Here is a 19,665-nt window from a genome sequence, read left to right as displayed (position 1 = left end):
CATATCTTGTCAAGGTTTTTTATATAGAAATGGATAACTTGGTAAGATTAAACATAACAAAGCACAGATCTTGATCTGTGTTTTTTAATTATATACTCATTTAATTTTAATATTTTTGACGATCAATAAGCACTTATAGACATGAATTTTGAAGATTTCATCATTCCACCGCGGAATTTCAGGACAGAAAATTGGCAAATAGGTTATAAAATAACCAAAGAAATCAAAGAAGACAGCATTGTTCTGCTTTTTGTTTCCGATTACAGAGGAGCCAATGGTGATGCAGAAGTTCAGGATTTTACATCCGTCAGAAAAGAGTTTTATAAGCTTTCTCAGCTGGATTTTGAAATTCCGGTAGTTGATTTGGGAGACCTGGTTTCCGGAAAGTCGGTGGAAGACTCTCATTATATTTTGCAGGAAGTTTTGTCTGTATGTCATTATAAAAGAGCAATTCCCGTAATTATTGGTGGATCTAATGACTTTGCATTTTCTATGTTTTCAGCACTTCATTTCCATCAGAAAAATATTAGTTATACCCAGATCAGCAATGTTATTTCTTTAAAACAGGGTGAAAATATTAATGAAAATACTTTTTTAAGTAAAATTTTAGGTTCAAAAAACCTTCAGATCAAAAATTATCATCATTTAGGATATCAAAAACATTTGAACGAGACCGATTCTGTAAAGCTGATCAAAGAAGTGGAATTTGATATTGTCCGTTTAGCAGAAATGATGAACTCTACCGAAAAGACCGAACCTTTTTTCAGAAAAGCAGATTTGGTAACCGTTAACTGTGATGCAGTGGAAAGTTTCAGCGATGCATTTTCGATAAATCCACAAGTGAATGGTCTCAACCGAAGAGAAATTTGTGCTTACATGAAAGAAATCGGGTTAAGTGAAAATTTGAAATCTGTCGGTATTTTTAATTATAATATTTATTCTGAAAATCAGCTCAATCATCAGCTTTTGGCGCAAATGATCTGGTATCTTATTGAAGGAATCAATATACAGCATTCGCATCCGAAAGAAAGAAAATACGAAATATTTTATGTGTTGATTGAGGACAGGCAATATGCTTTTAAACGTGATACATTCAGCAATCTCTGGTATTTTGGTGATGATGATGACATTGAGAACTGCATTCCTTGTTCCAGAAAAGATTTTGATGATGCCAAAAAAGGCTGGCTGAGTCCAAGACTAACTTAATTAATATAATACAGATGAAAAAAAAGATTATTTTAAGTATTGTCCTTTTAATTGGAATATCTTGTTTCGGTTATTTTTGGAATAAATATGCTTATGCAAAAGAAAAAAAATATTTTTTGTCCGCTACAAAACCGGAAAAAGGATTGCAGATTGGTATCATTGGCGATAGCTGGTTGGTAAGGCAAAAACTTGATTCTCTCATAACAAAGAAAATCTCCGATCGGGGAGTTCAGGCGAAAATCTATTCGTACGGAAATCCCGGAGCAACAACCAGAACAATCTTTGAAAATCTTTTTAAAAATAAGGATGAGAAATTTTCTTCTAAAGAAGTTATTGAAAAAAAACCTGATTACTGCATTATAGTTGCCGGCGTTAATGATGCAGCCACTCATGTAGGACCAGATTTTTATGCTCATCATATGATGATGATGATTAAAGCGATGCTTCATTATAATATACAGCCAGTTGTAGTCACTCTTCCGGAGTTTGGAATAGAAGAAGACTTTAAAAATAAGAATATCATAAGTGAAATAAGTAACAGGGGTGGTGAACTCATACTAAACAAAGGCATTCCATTTAAAATACAGGATTATAGAAAGGCTTTGAGTGAAAATCTAAAAAACACGGGGTTGGAGAAAAAGGTAATTATCTTAAATTTTGATGAGGTAACTGCTGATTTTGATAAAGATAGAAATTTATTTGCTGATCCACTTCATTTAAATAAGTCAGGATATCAGAAGTTCAGCGAATTTTTGGTCAATGGTATCCTTAATCTGCAAAGCAAAGAATGAAGGTTTCGATAATAGTTCCGGTTTATAATGTTGAAAATTATTTGGCTAAATGTCTTGATTCTTTAGTCAATCAGGCATTGCAGAATATCGAAATTATCGTAGTGAATGATGGAAGTACAGATGCTTCGGAAAACATCATTCAGCAATATTATTCAACATATCCTGATAAAATTAAACCTTTTACTAAAAATAACGGAGGTTTGAGTGATGCAAGAAATTTTGGAATTGATAAAGCAACGGGAGATTATTTAGGATTTGTAGACAGTGATGACTTTGTCTCTGAAACCATGTTTGAAGAAATGCTAAGTCTGGCTGAGAAATATGATGCGGAAATGGTCATCTGCAACATTCAGAAAGTTGATGAGCATGGAAATGTTACCCAGAAACTCACACAGATTCCTAATATGCCCGAAAAAATCAAATTAGAATCTAATTTTTCAGTGTTTTCAGACTTAAGCTATTTTGCCTGTAATAAATTGTTCAGAAAAGAATTATTTAAGCATAAAAGATTCAAAAAAGGAGTTCATTTTGAAGATATTCAGCTCATTCCGCAGCTTTTATTGGAGTGTGAAACTTTAGCTCAGACTCAAAAATTTCATTATCAGTATCTTGAAAGAAGTAATTCTATTACAAAAACCCATAACGAAAGCGGGTTGGATATTCTGAAGGCAGTAGAAGATGTAGAGGTGGCTTTTCTCCAGTCAAAATATTCTGATAAGCAAAAAGAGCTGAAGGGGTTTCAGATTCTGGAAGGAATTTATACTTACCTTGCATACCTTGCTTTTGTGAAAAATGATGATTTATTTTACAAAATGTCTCAGGAATTGACTGATTTCATACAAAAAAAAGGCATTAAATTGAAATATATATTGACTTACAGTCGTTTCGGTAAGAATTATATTTTATCTTTGCCACTGAAAAAAAAAGTTTTCTATCTTCTGTTTTTTGCGGGGCAGAAAAAACTGATAAGAAAACTGATTTAACACAAACTGAAGTCTCATTGTTTTACAAATGAAATAATGACTTTTTTAATCTTTACTTTCCCAATCTAGTAAAGAAATTAATAAAAAGACAACGATGAAAAATTTTGAATTGTTCTTAACCCAAACAGGTGTTTCTATTTTTTATGTGAAAGTAGGGTTAGGTTTTTTGTTCTCATTTTTAATTACTTTTTTCTCAATCCCTACGATTATTAAGATTTCAAGAAGAAAAAACCTGATGGATGAACCCGGGGTAAGGAGTTCTCATCTCAGGAAAATACCCAATTTGGGAGGAATTGCGATCTTTTATTCAATCGGAATATGTACATCTATTTTCGCTTACGAAATTTTTGATTTATATAAATTTCTTTTTGCATCACTTATCATTCTTCTCTATGTTGGAATTATGGACGATATTGTAGTCATGCGTGCTTATAAAAAGCTGATTGCACAGATTGTTGTTTCTGCATTAATTGTTATTGGCTCAGATGTGAGAATAAGAAGTTTATTCGGGATTTTTGGTATTTTTGAAATTAATTACTGGCTCAGTGTATTTTTTTCAATAATTACTTTTATTATACTTATCAATGCATTTAATCTTATTGATGGGATTGACGGACTTGCAGGAGGATATTCTATTATTTGCAGTGCAATTTTCGGTATCAGCTATTACAGATTGGGCGAGTACAATTATCCTCTTGTTGTACTTTCCTTGGTGCTGATTGGTTCTGTACTGGCATTTTTATATTATAATTTATCCAATTACAGAGCAACAAAAATATTTATGGGTGATACAGGATCTATGCTTTTGGGCTTTTTGCTTGCATTTACCTGTATTTGCTTCATAGATATATTTATAGATAAAAATCGTGCAGATGTTCCCAGATATCATCTGAAATCTGCACCGGTAATTGCCGTTGCTATTCTTATTCTTCCTATTATTGATACTTTGAATGTAATTATTGTTAGGCTTTGGAACAGGAAGTCTCCATTTGAAGCCGATAAAAATCATATTCATCATAAATTATTAAAACTAAATTTAACTCATAGAAGATCAACTTTTTATATTACAATTTATTATTTGTTTATTATCGCCGTAACCTACTTTCTGCGTCACTCCAATGTTAATATTTTACTTTTTACAGTAATATTTTTGGGATTTGTCGGGGCATATATACCGGATGCTGTGTCTGCATTACAAAATAATAAACAAAAAAGTATCAATTAAATTTCTATTTTTGCAAACTACATTTTATTTACGATGAAAATTTATAAAAATTTATTATTTCTCATAATGCCGTTTTTCCTTACTTCTTGTTTAACATCAAAGGACGTAAAACTTTTGCAGCCTAATGAGAGTTTGGTTATAAACGAAGAGGGTTTGATTCCTTATAATATTCCTGTTTACAGAGTGACAAAGAATGACATTTTAAAGCTGGATATTGTTACGACTCCTAAAGGAGATGCTGCTCAGTTTTATTCTTCATTAAATGCTGCAAATGAAAATAATATTGCTGTTACAGGAAGCAGTGCAAATGTTTCAGGTGGAAACGGCGGAAATAGGATTATCTATTTTAATGGTTTGAAGGTAGATGCTCATGGGGATATTAATATTTTCGGAATAGGATTCATAAAAGCTGAAGGAAGAACATTAGAAGAGATTTCTCAGGATATACAATTGAAGGTTAATGAAAATTTTCAGGAAGGAAAATCTGAGGTTCGCCTCAATATTGATGGTATTACCTATTATATTTTAGGTGATTTAGAAACAACGGGAATGACCGGAGAAAAGAAAGCTCACAAAAATACACTTACATTGACGGAGGCTATTGCAATGAATGGTGGCTTTAATAGGACAATAGACAGAAAGAATATTACAATTTACAGAAAATTGCCTGAAGGCTTAAAAAAAGCAAAAATTGACCTTACGCGTGAGGATGTAATGAATTCTCCATATTTCTATATTCAAAATGGTGATGAAATTTTACTTACCACAAACAAAAGAAGTTTGAACGGATTTGGAAAAGATCCCGTTCAGACAATTATAAGTGGAGTGTCTGTTCTTACAACAGCATTATCAATCTATTTACTCATCAAAAATCTTTAAGCTATGATTCCCGGAAAGCAAAATGCAACGAGTAAAACAGAGGAACAAAAAGATAAATATGGGTCTTTTGCATTATTTGATATTGAACATTTTTTAAGAAGAGTTTTAAGGAATTGGTATTGGTTTTTGCTTATGTTTTTCATAGGATACGCTGTTGCGTGGTTTTATGGTAAATATTATGCGCAAAACATATATTCTTCCAACCTTTCTTTGAGTATTTCTAATAGTACTTCAAGTTATTTTTCTCCTAATCAGTCCATAAACTTTATTTGGGGACAATCTGGCAATCAAAATGGTGTCTATCTGAAAAAAATGCTGTTATCAAGATCGCATAATGAGTTTTTGGTACAAGAATTAGGGTTGTTTACTAATTATGAAACCAAAGGTGTAATAAAATCAACATATCTTGATAAAAATGATTCTCCTGTTTTTTTAGAAATTGATAAAAAACACCTTCAACAGGTAAATTATCCTATTGTGCTGACTCCTAAAGGTGATGCTTATGAAGTAAGTTTGCCAGAAGAAGAGTCCTCCAATTTATATTCTTTTGAATTTGAAGGATTTCAAAATGTTGGTAATTATTCCAAACCGAAAAATAAAGTTATTAAAGTTAATGAGTGGTATAATTCTCCTAATTTGAGGTTTAGACTGATACCCAATCCAAAAACTCCCAGAATAAGGTTAGAGAATATTGTTGTAAGGCTCACTACTGTAAATGATGCTGTAAAAAGCATTGTAAGTACAATAAATGTTGACTTTGATAAAGAAATAAATTCTATAATGATTATATCTAAGTCTGGATATAATTTAAATGAGACAGTAGACTTTCTTAATAAATCTGTTGCAGAGTTGCAAAAGAAAAGATTTATGGATAAGAATATTGTTGACAAGCGAACAGAAATTTATCTAAAAGGAAGTTTAGATTCTGTAAGAAAAAAGCTGGATTCGAGCGCTGCATATCTCAATTATCTTAAAGTTTCCGAAAAACTTTATGACATTAATAACAGAGATGAAAAGTCACTGGAAAGAATAAAAAATCTTGAATCTAAAAAAGCGGATATTCTAAGTAAATTAAACTCACTAAGAACTATTAGAAATTCTGTTGAAAGTCAGAACTTTGATAAAATGATCAGCCCTTCGGCAGCAGGTTTTGATGACGGACTTTTCACAGCCTCAGTATCAGAATTAAAAGCACTTTATCTTAAAAAAAGAGAACTTTCTACAATCTATACGCCCACTTCGGAACCAATCAAAGAAATTAACCGCCTTATTAGTGAAGCAAAAGCAAATTCTTCTGGGTCTTTAAGGAATGTATATACTGTTTACTCTACTGAAATTAATAAGATTAATCAGGATATAGCAGAGGCAAGTTCAGACCTTTCATCATATCCGGAAAAACAAAGAAAGTATCTTGATGCAGAAAGAGGATACAATATGATAGAGGCAACTTATAATAGTTTACTTACGAGACAGAATGAGAGTCAAATGAGACTTGCCACTAATCAGTCGGATATCAGTGTGATAGATCCTGCAAAAAACTTGGGACAAAAACCAATCGGACCTAATATAGAAGGAACTAAGGTAGCTATCGTAGGTGGTCTTTTATCACTGCCGCTTGTATTTATATTGATAGGAAGTTTATTGGATAGTAAAATAAGAAACATTAAAGAACTTCTTTCAGCGACTAAAATTCCTTTACTTGGGGTTATTGGTAACAATAATAACGATAATATGCTTACCGTTATGGAGTCTCCCAAATCTTCTGTTGCAGAAGCTTTTAGAGGAGTTCGTGCCAACATAAGATTTTTATCAGGTGAGGATCATAAAAGCAAAGTGATTTTGATCACGTCTTCAGTAGGGGGCGAAGGAAAAACATATGTGTCTATCAACTTAGCTTCTGTTTTAGGTTTGAGTGATAAAAAAACGATATTGTTGGGTATGGATCTAAGGAAGCCTAAGATTTTCGGAGATTTCAATATTGATAATAAATTTGGTATATCCAATTATCTTACAGGTGAAACAAGTATCGAACAGATTATCAATAAAACCAATATTCCTAATCTGGATGTTGCTACGTCAGGACCTATTCCTCCCAATCCGTCGGAATTGCTTATGAGTGAAAGAAATATTCAGTTTATAGAAGAGCTTAAAAAAATCTATGATTTTATTATTATAGATTCACCTCCAGTAGGATTAGTTGCAGACTCTTATGAATTGATGAAGCATTCTGATGCCAATTTATATATCGTTCGTCATGAATATACTGAGAAATATATGCTTAAAATGATCACTGAGAAATATCATAATGGTGAGATTAAACATTTAGGCTTAATTTATAATGATTACGTAGTAAAACAAGGTTATGGCTACGGTTATGGCTATGGTTACGGCTATGGTTATGGGTATTTTGATGAAGATAAAAATTATAATGAACCATTTCTTATCAAAGTAAGAAATAAGATTAAAGCAATTTTTAACAGATAAATATGTAAACCCTGTTCAGCGGGGTTTATTTTTTTATTTTTTTAGGCATAAGTATTAAAAAAAGAATAAATTTGCTACTTTGTCGTTTACTTTATAACAAATTATATTTTTTTGTTTATTTTTAACTAAACATTAAGAATATCATTAATATAAAAATGTTTTATATTTGCAAAAATTAAATTTTAAAATAACCATAAATCCGTATTCTTTATGAATAAAAAATTATTGTTTAGCTTTCTTACCCTTTTAGGAACGGTGGTAAGTATGAAAGCACAAAGAAATGAATTGGGAATTCGATTAGGGATGAGTAATCTTGTGGGAGATATAGGTAAAACCAATTACATTTTACAGCAGCCTCTGGATTTGGACAGAGTTTCAGATTTAGGCTTTCCTTTTTATGGTGGTATTTTATATAGATTTAATTTTAATCCTCATCAGACTGTAAGATTAGATCTGGGATACAATCAGGTTCAGTTTAGTGATAAAGCGGCTAAAGAGGAATACAGAAGAAACCGAAACTCGTTTGGCAAGAATAATATTTATGAGGCAAGTTTGGTTTTTGAATATAATTTCTTTCCGGTAAACAATGAGCAGATGAGTATGGTGAGTCCATATATTTTCGGGGGTATAGGCGGAGTGATGTTTGATGCTCCGAAAGCTACAATAAGTCATGATTTCAGAAGAAATGCTGATGGAGTTGCACAAGCTCCTGTTGATGAATTGGATTTTGTGACCACAACAGAGTACTCATTAGGAAAGAAAACGGTAGCTCAAATTCCTTTTGGAGTGGGTTTAAAATATAAATTCAATCATGGATGGGCAATATTTGCAGAAGCTACTTTCCGGTATGCTTTAACGGATCAGCTGGATCACAGCAAAGTATTGTCCAAAGATGTTGTTTCAAATTATAATGGAGATATTTTGAGTCCAAATACAGGGGGATCATTATTAGAAACAGGGAACTATTACATTGTGTCTAAAGAAAGAGAAGCTTCAATTATCAGCAAGAGAGCTTTAGGTGATACAGAATCCAGAGACTGGATGAATACATTCAGTGTAGGACTTACGTATTCTTTCGGAAGACCACCATGTTATTGTGATTAAGAAAAAGATGTCATTGATAAAAGAAAAGATTAATTCTGAGAATTTGCCAAAACATGTGGCTATTATCATGGATGGTAATGGGAGATGGGCAAAATCAAGAGGTGAAGAAAGGACTTTCGGTCATAAAAATGCGATAGATGCAGTAAGAAATGCAATCAACGCATGCAACGAAATCAATATCCCTTATCTTACGCTTTACACATTTTCTTCGGAAAACTGGAAAAGACCTAAAGATGAAGTAAATACACTGATGGCTTTGCTTACAGAAACCTTGTTACTGGAAGCAGAGGAGATTTTCAGTAAAGGATTAAGGATGCACGTGATCGGTAATTTAGATAAATTGCCTTCATTGGTAAAAGATCAACTGCTGAAAGTAGTAGATCTTACAAAAGAAAACACAAAAGGAAACTTGGTCTTAGCGATAAGCTACGGATCTCAAAACGAAATACTTAATGCTGTGAAAAATATCAGTAAAGATGTTAAGGAAGGCAGAGTAGAAATAGAAAAAATTGATGAAAAACTTTTTGAAGATTATCTTTATACAAAAGATTTTCCTCCTGTTGATTTGCTGATAAGAACAAGCGGCGAGATAAGAATCAGCAATTTTCTCCTTTGGCAGATAGCTTATGCAGAACTACAGTTTTTAAATGTTCTGTGGCCGGATTTTACCAAAGATATTTTCTTTCAATGTATTGTAGATTATCAAAACAAGGAAAGAAGATACGGTCTTACCGGTGATCAAGTTCAAATCCAATAAATTTTTAAGAAAAGAAAGATTACGATAAAATGAAGTTTAGACTATTACCCATCATTATGTTTGCGGCTTCTGCACATTTTTATGGACAGGTAACTCCACAGGACAGCACTAAGGTAAATACAGCTGCCGTTCTTGCAGAAAACCAAACAGGAACATATATTCTTAAAGATATTGTTGTAGATGGGGTGAAAAAATACTCAACCGCACAAATTTTAAGATTTACAGGGCTTCTAAAAGGAGAAGAGGTAGATATTCCGGGACAGAAGATCAGCAATGCGATTAAAAAGCTTTGGGATTCTCAGTCTTTTTCGGAGGTTGAAGTGTATGTTGAAAGCATTGAAGGGCAAACGGTTGTTCTAAGGTTTTATCTTCAGGATCTGAAAGAGCTTGGTGAAGTAAAATTTGTAGGGAAAGGAATCGGTAAATCTAAAAACGAAAAACTTACAAAGGATAATAATCTGAAACCGGGTACAAAAATTACCCAGAATTTAGTTTCCAGTCTTAAAACGAATATCCCTAAAGATTATGTGAAGAAAGGTTTTGCTGATGCTAAGATTACGATTGAAGATAAAATCAATGCAAGTGATCCTAATCTTGTGGACTGGACTATTAATGTTGATAAGGGAAAGAGAATTAAAATCAGCCACATTGAGTTTGAAGGGAATGAAAACATCAGCGATTCCAAACTAAGAAAGAAAGCCTTTAAAGAAACTAAACAAAAGAGATTTGGAATTGGTGGTATTTTAAAATCTTCAAAGTTTATTGAAGAAAAATATCAGGAAGACAAACGTAACTTAATTAATTATTACAATTCATTAGGATACAGAGATGCTAAAATTGTATCTGATTCTGTCTGGAGAAACAAGAAAGATAATTTCGAAATCAACGTAAAGCTTGAAGAAGGTAAAAAATATTACATAGGAGATATTACTTTCGTGGGCAATACAGTTTATCCTACCGAATATCTTCAGCGTTTGCTGGGATACAAAAAAGGTGACATCTATGATGCTGTTGGTTTTAATAAAAAAGTAGGGGAAGATGGGGGTAAGGAAGATGATTCCGACCTTAGATCTTTATACATGAATAATGGTTATTTATTTTCCAATGTTGTTCCTGTAGAAAAATCCGTCAATGGTGATGCTATTAATCTTGAAATCAGAATTACAGAAGGAGAACAAGCAACATGGAATAAAGTAACCTGGTCTGGTAATACGACTACTCATGATCACGTAATTTTGAGAGCATTAAGAACCAAACCGGGAGAATTATTCAAGAAAACAGAAATCAAAAGAACATACTTTGATTTGGCATCAATGTCATTCTTCGATCCACAACAGATTGGCCAGGATATTCAGCCAAATCCACAGGATAATACCGTAGATATCGGCTGGAAATTAGTTGAGAAGGGGTCTTCTCAGGTACAGCTCCAGGCGGGTTATGGTGGTAACAGCTTCATCGGAACTTTAGGTCTTACATTTAATAATTTTTCATTGAAAAATTTCCTTAAGTTTAAAGATTTCAGACCAGTACCGCAAGGTGATGGGCAAACTTTATCTATTCAGGCTCAGGCAGGACAATATTTCCAGAATTATGGGGTCTCCTTTACAGAACCATGGTTATTCGGAACCAGACCGACTGCATTGTCTGTAAGCTTAAATAACTCAAGAGTAAATTATAGCCAAGTTTCAGGACCAGATCAGAGATTGAATATATTTTCTGCAACTGTAGGTTTAAACAGGTGGTTGAGATGGCCGGATGATTACTTCTCTCTATACACAGGAATTCAGTATCAGAAATATAACTTTAGCAATTATCCGTTCGAATTTGGTGACTCTACAGAGTTATACGGTAACGCAAACAACTTAAGTTTGAATATTGGATTAAGCAGAAACTCTGCCGGTATAGATCCTATTTTCCCTACGGTGGGTTCTAATATAGAATTATCAGGAAAATTTACGCCTCCATATTCTTTATTTAGCAATAAAAACTATTCTACTATGACTCCGGTAGACAAGTATAAGTGGATGGAGTTTTATAAAATTAAATTCAAGGCAGATGTCTACAATGAAGTAATAGGAAAATTAGTGCTGCGTTCTTCCGCAGAAATGGGCTTTATGGATGGCTACAACAAAGATTTGGGAGCTCCGCCTTTTGAAAGATTTTATGTAGGTGGAACTGGTCTTTTCGGTGGTAGATTTGACGGTAGAGAGTTGATTCCGTTGAGAGGTTACGAAAATGCTTCTACTTACGGAGGTCAGGCTGAAGATATTACTCAAAGAGGAGGAGGTACTATTTATAACAGATTTACGTTAGAGTTAAGATATCCTATTTCATTAAATCAGACTGCGAAGATTTACGGACTTACTTTTGCGGAAGGGGGGAACGTTTGGAACTCATGGAATAAATATAATCCTTTCCAGCTTAAAAGATCTGTTGGTGTGGGGGTGAGAGTTTATATGGGGGCATTTGGTTTAATAGGATTTGATTTCGCATACGGATTTGATAAAACAATTGACGGAAATGTGTCCGGTAACAAAACACACTTCCTGATGAACCAATCTTTATAACGACATGAAAAATTTTAAAACATTCTTTGCTATTTTTGCTTTTTTATTATTCAGCTTCACCAATGCTCAAAAAATAGGTGTGGTAGATACTGAATATATTTTAAACAAAATGCCGGAATATCAGGAAGCAGCAGCAAGACTTAATGCTCAGATTGATACATGGGAGCAGGATTTGCAAAGATTGCAGGCTGAATATGACCAAAAAAGATCAGCTTTTGAAAATGAAAGAGTTTTGTTGATCGGCGATCAGCTTAAGCTGAGAGAGAAAGAAGTTTTAGATTTGGATAAAAGCATTAAAACCACAACCAGTCTAAGATTTGGTAAAAATGGTGAAATTACTCAGTTGAGAACTAATCTCGTACAACCATTTCAGGATCAGATTTGGACAGCAATTAAAGAAATGTCAGAGAAAAATGGCTTGGGTATCGTTTTTGATAAAAGCAATGATGTAAACGTAATATTTCTTCAAAAAAGATATGACTATACAGATAAAGTATTAGACATTTTATTAAAAGGAACTAAAGACAAAGAGAAAAAATCAAACAAAAAATAGTAAAAGTTTTTTTCGGAACTTAACTTTTACTTAAATTTAAAATCTAAAAACAAATTAATTATTTATTACCCGTTATGAAAAAATTAAGTGTATTATTTGCAGCAGTAATGATGGTTGTTTCTGTAGGTATGGCAAAAGCTCAAAAAATTGCTACTTTGGATGTTGCAGCGATTCTTAATGCAATGCCGGAAAAGAAAAAAGCAGATACAGAGTTGAAAACTTTTGCAGATACTAAAGAGGCTGAAATCAAAAAGAAAGCAGATGCTGCTCAATCAAAATTTCAGCAATATCAAACTGAGGCTGCTAAAAAAACAGCTGAAGAAAATGCTGCAAGAGAAGCAGAAATGAAAAAATTAGGAGAAGAGATTCAACAAATGCAGGATAGAGCGCAGAAAGATTTTTTAGCAAAACAAACAGCTGCTTATGATCCAATTGAAAAGAAACTTAATGCAGCTATCGAAAAAGTAGCTAAAGCAAACAGTTATGAATATGTGATGGATTCAAATTCTACAGGTATTTTATACAAAGCTGGTCCGGATGCTACTCCTGCTGTTAAAAAAGAATTAAACATACAATAATATCATTGTAAAAAAGATTTTTATAACCACCTTCTTTTTAGAGGTGGTTTTTTTATTTTTGCATTATGAATAAAGAAGTTTCTACAACCGTAAAAGTAAGATTCAGTGATTGTGATCCTATCGGTCATCTTAACAATGTCAAATATCTTGAATATATGTTCAATGCAAGAGAAGACCATGTAGAAGAATTTTATGGATTTACTTACGAAGAATATACTCAGAAAACCGGCTGTACATGGATCGCCATTCAGAATGAAATAGCTTATCTTAAAGAAGTTAGATACAATGATCAGGTACTAATCAGCAGTAAAACAATTGACGTAGGAGACAGAACGGCGAAGGTTGAAATTTTGATGAAAAGTCAGGATGAAAAAACAATTCATGCTGTACTCTGGGTGACGGTAATTTATTTCAATGTTAAAACAAGAAAATCTGAAGTGCACCCAAAAGAAATCAAAGAAACATTTGGGAAATTTTTTGTTGATTTAGATCAAAAAGATTTTCAGTCCAGATCAAAATTTTTAAGAATACAAAACGCCAAAAATTCATAAGCCATGCAAAAGAAAATACTTGTTGTAGGAGCAAACGGTCAGCTCGGAAAGTGTATCAGAAAAATCGCACCTGATTTTGAATTGGAATACGATTTTATTTTTGCTGATTCTCAGACTTTAGATGTGACTGACGAAGGAAAAGTGAATGATTTTTTTGAAGAGCATAAACCAGACTTTTGCGTTAATGCATCTGCATATACAGCTGTAGATCTGGCAGAGAAAGAAGAAGAAAAAGCTTTTGCTGTCAATTCGTACGGCGTTGCTAACCTTGCTGCCTCATGTGCTGAATACAATACGACTTTCATTCATATATCTACAGATTATGTTTTTGACGGAGAAACCAATTTAGATTATTCTGAAGATGATTTTACAAATCCTGTAGGAGTATACGGAAAATCCAAACTTCTGGGCGAAGAGCTAGCTTTAGAAAATAATGTGGAAACAGTTATTTTGAGAACATCATGGCTGTATTCAGAGTTCAATAAAAACTTTGTAAAAACAATGCTCAATTTATTTTCCCAGCGTGATGAACTTGGAATTGTTTCAGATCAGTTTGGTCAGCCCACCAATGCCAATGATTTAGCCGAGGCGATTATGAATATTATTGTACATTCAGATAAAACTTTTGGTATTTTCCATTTCTCAAATTATCCCGAAACTAATTGGTTTGATTTCGCAAATAAAATTGCAGAACTTTCCCATTCAAAAGTAAAGTTGAATCCGCTGAAGACAGAAGAATATCCTACTCCGGCTAAAAGACCTAAAAGAAGTACAATGAATTTAGATAAAATTGAAAAAATATATCAAATTGAGCCTAAGCACTGGGAGAATAGTCTTGAGGATTGTGTTAAATTATTAATAAAGTAAATATGAATTTGAAAAATATTGCGGTTTGTATATTTTTTTTGTCAGGATTATTCTTAGATGCACAGAATATTTATCTTTCAAAAGTTGAAAAGACAAATGACAATAATGATCAATATTTATTTCAGATAGAAAAAGATATTACAAATGCAGAATATCTTGGAGAAATTGATGTGATAGGATTCTCAGATAATGATTTTGCGGTTTTCTCGAATGTTTATAAGAAAGCAAAGGATATTGGTGCTAATTCATTTGCTTATCAACCGATAGAAACTATTGATGGGAAAAGTCAGCCTTTTAATCCGGCTAATTATAAAATTAAACTCTATTACTCTCCTAAAGAAGAACTCTCAAAATCTTCAGATCTGATTTATTTATTTTCCTCATCTTCAAAACCACAGAAGATAAGCGTTAATAAGCAGGAGTATACTCTGCAGCCAAGATCATTTATGTCAATTAAAACCATTCCCGGAGAAACCTATGTAATTTCCACTAAAAAATTATTAGGATCTACCATTAGAGTTTCCGGGCAACCAGGATCTTCTGCTCAATATTTTCAGGTTTCTTCACTTAAAGTTCGTTCAAATACTTATGGCGAGCCTGGAATTAATCTTAAATCCGGAGATATCACCGTTTTGGATCGCTCTTATGGGGATTTTCTGAGAATGATTTATTTGGAAAATACAAAATAACAATGGCTACTGATTGTTGTTTCAAATTGTAGAATTAATTTTACATATGCTTGAATAATCAGTTTATGTTTAGTAGGTTAATAATTCATTAAAGATTTCACAAAATTAATTATTATTTGTGATATAAATGTTATTAAGTTAAAGGTTTTATAATCAAAAATAGTTGATAAATCCGTTGTAGTATTGATTGTTGCTGGTGATATAAAGATAATTTTTATGGCTGAAAATTTTTAAAAAAAGTTTTAAGAGTTAGAAAATTCTGGAGGTCATTTCTTAGATGAATCAAATATCAAGCGGCATTTTAAATGTGAACAGTTAATATTTATTTCACCTATGAAAATTTAGAAAGAAGGAATTTGGTTAAAAAAGGATAGGCAAGAGCTTACTTACAGGGTTGATATTTAGTTAGTCTCTTCAAACAAATTTTAATATATAAAATAATTGAAAATTTTCACTCCAATCTATAGGCTAAGTAAGAAAGTATATCAGCTCATGAGTTAACTTGTTTTCAATGAAATTTGTGTCGTAATTTCAGGTTTGATATATTTAAACAAACTAAATTTACAGAATTACTAATGGAAGATATTATTGAGAAGAAAAAGGGTTAGGAGAACATACAGGAATTCAGGAATAAATAATCTGTGAAGAATATAGATTTTTGCTTTTAAGACAATCATCATTAATATTAAATTGGGTCGTAGAAAAAAATAATAATGAAATATTATTATTTTTTATAAGTAACTATAGTAATGAAAGAATACTCAAAATAAAAATGGTAAATTTCTCGAAAAATTAAAATTTAAACATAATTCACTCAAAAATTATCATGTAAATTTTAAAAAAAACATAAAAAGAATAAGTATCTCTGATATAATAGATTAAATTTGTATTTTTGATACTTTAATATAAATAAAAATATAAAATAAAAAATGAAAATAGCAATCTTTAGTATTTTATTAATATCATCTAATATTAGTTTTGCTCAAAATGGAATGATTCTTTCTAGGGCAGACTTTGCCGAAGGAAGTACTTTTTCTAGACTTATTACCTCGAAAAATTCAGGAAGAGCACTAAATTATGACGAAATTGTAGGTTCTCCATATTTGAATGTGAATTTTTCAATGGCAAATGTTGCTTATAATTATGAAAAAATACCTGTTAGATATAATTCGTATACAGATCAAATAGAATTTCAAAAAGATGAGAAGGTTATGGTTCTTCCAAATGAGTCCAAATTCCAAAGAATAGAGATTATATCACCAAGACAAACATTGATTTTTTTAGAGACAAATGATAATTTAAGTGGATATTTTTTTGAGTTATATAACGGAAAGAATGTTTCTCTTTATAAAAAGGTTCAAACTAAATTTATTGATGTCATTCCTGCATCGAATACTTATTCTAGTGATAAACCTGCTATGTTTAAAACTCAAGATCCTATTTTCTACATCAAAACTGAAAATGGATATATTAAAAAGCCTAAAAACATTAAAGATATTATTGAAGAATTCCCTGCCAAAAAACAACAACTGAATACTTTCTTTAAAGAGAATAAAATTAAATTTCATAATGAAGATGAACTAAAGAAACTTATGAAATTCTTAGATAATTAAATAAAACTCAATAAATAATTTTTTTAACCTAATTTATTGGGTTTTGAAAATAAAGTATTTTATTTTACATTATTTCTTAATATTTTAGTGTAGTATCAAGAAATATTTATAAAAAAAACGACTTGAATAATGTTTTAAAAAAAATGTACTTTTGTAAAAAATATAATAATGAATTGTAAATATTACTTTATAGGTTTGTTAATGGTGCCAAATTTTTTTCTTTCACAATCTTTAGAAGAAAAAACTAAAATAGCTTCTTCATCTGATCAAAAAGCTAATCAAGAACTTGTTGATAAGTTATTTTATAACGAGAAAGAATCAAAGATTAGGTTAGAGGATTTCTTGATAAATAATCCAAACTTTAAAAGAATTGAAATTTTAAAAAATAGCAGCGCTAAAAGAGAAATTGTTGGTGTTAATCCTAACGGGGAATTAATATATGCTCAAACACATAATGTAGGAGCTGCAACTACAGCCAGAGCAAATAGGCTTTACAGTGGAGGCTCTTTAGGCATTAGTATTCAAGGTCAGAATATGATAGCGGGCGTGTGGGATGGAGGAAGTGTTAGATCTACTCATCAAGAATTTGTATTAGGCAGTTTTCCTAAAGTTAATATCTTGGATGGCGGAACCGGGGATGATCATGCAACACATGTTGCTGGAACTATTGCAGCACAGGGAATTAATGCCTTAGTAAGAGGTGTTGCTTTTAACTCAAGTATAAATTCTTATAACTGGAATAATGACTTATTAGAGATGACGAATGAAGCATCAACTGGCTTATTGACATCTAATCATTCTTATGGTTTCGGTTCATTGAACTCTTTGTGGTTTTATGGAGCTTATGATAGTAGAGCAAGACAAATAGATCAAATTTGTTTTCAAAATCCATATTATTTGCCAGTTTTTTCTGCTGGAAATGATCGTAATGAAACTACTCCACCAGGATCAACTCAAATTTCTCAAAAAAATGGTTATGATATGATATTTGGTCATGGTAATGCAAAGAATATTATAACTGTTGCTGCCGTAGAACAAGTGAGTAATTATGTAGGACCTTCAAGTGTGGTGATGTCTAGTTTCAGTAGCTGGGGCCCAACTGATGATGGAAGAATAAAGCCGGATATTTCAACAAAAGGTGTGCAGGTTAGGTCTACACTTAATAGTTCAGATACTGCTACAGGCTTTATGAGTGGAACTTCAATGGCCTCACCTGGAATCACTGGAGTGGTCTTGTTGCTCCAACAGTTTCATAATCAATTGTATAGTGGGTTTATGAGATCGGCTACAGTGAAAGGATTAATACTTCATACAGCTGATGAAGCGGGAAGTACGGTTGGACCAGATTATTCTTATGGTTGGGGATTGGTTAATGCGGAAAAAGCAGCGATTACTATTCGTGATAAAAATAATACAAGTGGTTCAAAAAGTATAATAGAAGAGTTAACATTGCAAAATGGTCAAACTTATAGTAAAACTATTACAGCAAGCGGGACTCAACCACTAAAGGTTTCAATATCTTGGACTGATCCAGCTTCATCATCTCAAAATAATGGGACAATAGATCCTTCAGATATATATTTAGTAAATGATTTAGATATTAAAGTTACTAAAAATATGTCTACATTTTATCCTTGGAAACTGCAAGGTATGTCTGCTCCAAATTCACCTGCAACACGTAATTCTACTAATAATGTTGATAATTTTGAAAGAGTAGATATAGATAATCCGTCTGGGGATTATGTAATCACCGTTAGTCATAAAGGGAATCTATTAAATAATTCACAGAAATATACGCTAATCGTTACTTCTGACAATTTATCCATGTTGTCAACAAAGGATATTTCACAGAAAAAGGTTGATATTAATTTCTATCCAAATCCTGTAAAAGACTATATATATATAAGTGAAATTCGTAACAATACAGAAGTTGTTATATATGATATCTCAGGTAAATTAGTTTTATCTTCTAAACTTATTAATGGTAAACTGGATGTTAGCAATTTAAAAAGTGGAAATTATATTGCGAACATTAAAGATGGAAATGATACACCAAGTAGTTTTAAATTTATTAAAGAATAGCTTTTAATAATGCATATTAATAAAAAAATAATAAGTCGCTGTATAATTCGACTTTGATTAGTTAAAGGATGGCTTAACCATCCTTTTTTTGTTGGTTATTTGAAAGCTCAATAATTTAAGTATTAGTATATACTTAAAAATAATTTGTATAATCTTGCTAAAGTCTTACTTGAAAAAAGCTTGTAAAACATTTTATAAAACTTAATTTAACGTGAGTTCGATTTAAGCCGCAATCAATCTATCTTCATCAATAATGTCGCCCTTGGTGTTTATTGATGATTTTTTATCAAAGAACGAATAAGCTGCTAAAGCCGACAAAATATTCAGAATAAAGTTATCAAAACTTCTGTGACGGGTATGTTCTATTTGACAAATATTCTTGAATTCATCGTTGACAGACTCTATCAAAGCTCTTTTTCTGAGCATAATTTTGTCTTGTAAAAGCATTAAAGAATTTTTCATATTCTTCTTTATTCATCATGATGAGATGAACTCTATCAATAAAAAGCTGTTCAAACAAATCCTTCCCAATATAACCTTTGTCACCAAATAGTTTTCCAAAAATACATTTATGCAAATCCATACTTTTCAGTGGTTCTCGGTCATCTACATTTCCTGTTGTTAGGATAAAATCTAAAACTTCACCTTTGTCATTAATAATCAAATGAAGTTTAAATCCATAAAACCACCCCAGAGAACATTGTCCTTTTTGGGCAATGTTTTTAAAGGTTTTATG

16 protein-coding genes and 1 pseudogene are annotated in these 19,665 nt (G+C 31.9%); 16 read left to right on the top strand and 1 reads right to left on the bottom strand.

Features of this window, described 5'->3' with window-relative positions; all coding sequences use genetic code 11:
* Positions 1 to 141: 141 nt before the first annotated feature.
* From FOL89_RS13370 to FOL89_RS13295, 16 genes are all read left to right on the top strand, one after another.
* Positions 142 to 1,206 (top strand): formimidoylglutamase, encoded by a 1,065-nt coding sequence (locus FOL89_RS13370; RefSeq protein ID WP_144283302.1) that lies wholly within the window; start codon positions 142 to 144, stop codon positions 1,204 to 1,206.
* A gap of 14 nt (positions 1,207 to 1,220) precedes the next feature.
* A complete protein-coding gene (locus tag FOL89_RS13365; protein ID WP_144283301.1) occupies positions 1,221 to 1,997 on the top strand; it encodes an SGNH/GDSL hydrolase family protein in 777 nt (258 codons plus the stop codon).
* Entirely contained in the window at positions 1,994 to 2,980 is a 987-nt protein-coding gene (locus FOL89_RS13360) for a glycosyltransferase family 2 protein (RefSeq protein WP_144283300.1), read from the top strand. Before FOL89_RS13365 ends, FOL89_RS13360 begins: the two co-directional genes overlap by 4 nt.
* Before the next feature lie 94 nt (positions 2,981 to 3,074).
* Positions 3,075 to 4,205 carry a glycosyltransferase family 4 protein gene (locus FOL89_RS13355; protein ID WP_144283299.1) on the top strand — a complete coding sequence of 377 codons (1,131 nt, stop codon included), beginning with the start codon at positions 3,075 to 3,077 and terminating at the stop codon, positions 4,203 to 4,205.
* A 33-nt stretch (positions 4,206 to 4,238) separates the two neighbouring features.
* A complete protein-coding gene (locus FOL89_RS13350) occupies positions 4,239 to 5,084 on the top strand; it encodes a polysaccharide biosynthesis/export family protein (protein ID WP_144283298.1) in 846 nt (281 codons plus the stop codon).
* 3 nt (positions 5,085 to 5,087) lie between these two features.
* Positions 5,088 to 7,568 (top strand): exopolysaccharide transport family protein, encoded by a 2,481-nt coding sequence (locus tag FOL89_RS13345; RefSeq protein WP_144283297.1) that lies wholly within the window; start codon positions 5,088 to 5,090, stop codon positions 7,566 to 7,568.
* Positions 7,569 to 7,778: 210 nt separating this feature from the next.
* Entirely contained in the window at positions 7,779 to 8,672 is an 894-nt protein-coding gene (porG, locus tag FOL89_RS13340; RefSeq protein ID WP_144283296.1) for a type IX secretion system protein PorG, read from the top strand.
* A 7-nt stretch (positions 8,673 to 8,679) separates the two neighbouring features.
* Positions 8,680 to 9,429, top strand: a complete 750-nt coding sequence (locus FOL89_RS13335) for an isoprenyl transferase (protein ID WP_144283295.1) — start codon at positions 8,680 to 8,682, stop codon at positions 9,427 to 9,429.
* Between the two features lie 29 nt (positions 9,430 to 9,458).
* A complete protein-coding gene (gene bamA / locus FOL89_RS13330) occupies positions 9,459 to 11,996 on the top strand; it encodes an outer membrane protein assembly factor BamA (RefSeq protein WP_144283294.1) in 2,538 nt (845 codons plus the stop codon).
* A 4-nt stretch (positions 11,997 to 12,000) separates the two neighbouring features.
* Entirely contained in the window at positions 12,001 to 12,549 is a 549-nt protein-coding gene (locus FOL89_RS13325; protein ID WP_144283293.1) for an OmpH family outer membrane protein, read from the top strand.
* A gap of 74 nt (positions 12,550 to 12,623) precedes the next feature.
* The gene (locus tag FOL89_RS13320) at positions 12,624 to 13,127 is read left to right on the top strand and encodes an OmpH family outer membrane protein (RefSeq protein WP_144283292.1); all 504 of its coding nucleotides are present in this window, start codon (positions 12,624 to 12,626) and stop codon (positions 13,125 to 13,127) included.
* Between the two features lie 65 nt (positions 13,128 to 13,192).
* Entirely contained in the window at positions 13,193 to 13,678 is a 486-nt protein-coding gene (locus FOL89_RS13315) for an acyl-CoA thioesterase (protein ID WP_144283291.1), read from the top strand.
* A gap of 3 nt (positions 13,679 to 13,681) precedes the next feature.
* The gene (gene rfbD / locus FOL89_RS13310; RefSeq protein WP_144283290.1) at positions 13,682 to 14,545 is read left to right on the top strand and encodes a dTDP-4-dehydrorhamnose reductase; all 864 of its coding nucleotides are present in this window, start codon (positions 13,682 to 13,684) and stop codon (positions 14,543 to 14,545) included.
* A gap of 2 nt (positions 14,546 to 14,547) precedes the next feature.
* The gene (locus FOL89_RS13305) at positions 14,548 to 15,234 is read left to right on the top strand and encodes a hypothetical protein (RefSeq protein ID WP_144283289.1); all 687 of its coding nucleotides are present in this window, start codon (positions 14,548 to 14,550) and stop codon (positions 15,232 to 15,234) included.
* Positions 15,235 to 16,163: 929 nt separating this feature from the next.
* Positions 16,164 to 16,847 (top strand): hypothetical protein, encoded by a 684-nt coding sequence (locus FOL89_RS13300; RefSeq protein WP_144283288.1) that lies wholly within the window; start codon positions 16,164 to 16,166, stop codon positions 16,845 to 16,847.
* Positions 16,848 to 17,015: 168 nt separating this feature from the next.
* Positions 17,016 to 18,929: a S8 family serine peptidase gene (locus FOL89_RS13295; protein WP_144283287.1), complete on the top strand. Its 1,914-nt coding sequence runs from the start codon at positions 17,016 to 17,018 to the stop codon at positions 18,927 to 18,929.
* A gap of 222 nt (positions 18,930 to 19,151) precedes the next feature.
* Here the strand turns inward: FOL89_RS13295 and FOL89_RS17820 are convergent.
* Positions 19,152 to 19,665 (bottom strand): annotated as a pseudogene (locus FOL89_RS17820) (IS982 family transposase); the annotation flags it as partial.

This window comes from Chryseobacterium echinoideorum, from assembly GCF_007474535.1.
In the GTDB taxonomy this organism is placed as follows: Bacteria; Bacteroidota; Bacteroidia; order Flavobacteriales; family Weeksellaceae; genus Chryseobacterium; species Chryseobacterium echinoideorum.
This window is presented reverse-complemented; position numbering and strand designations above follow the sequence as displayed.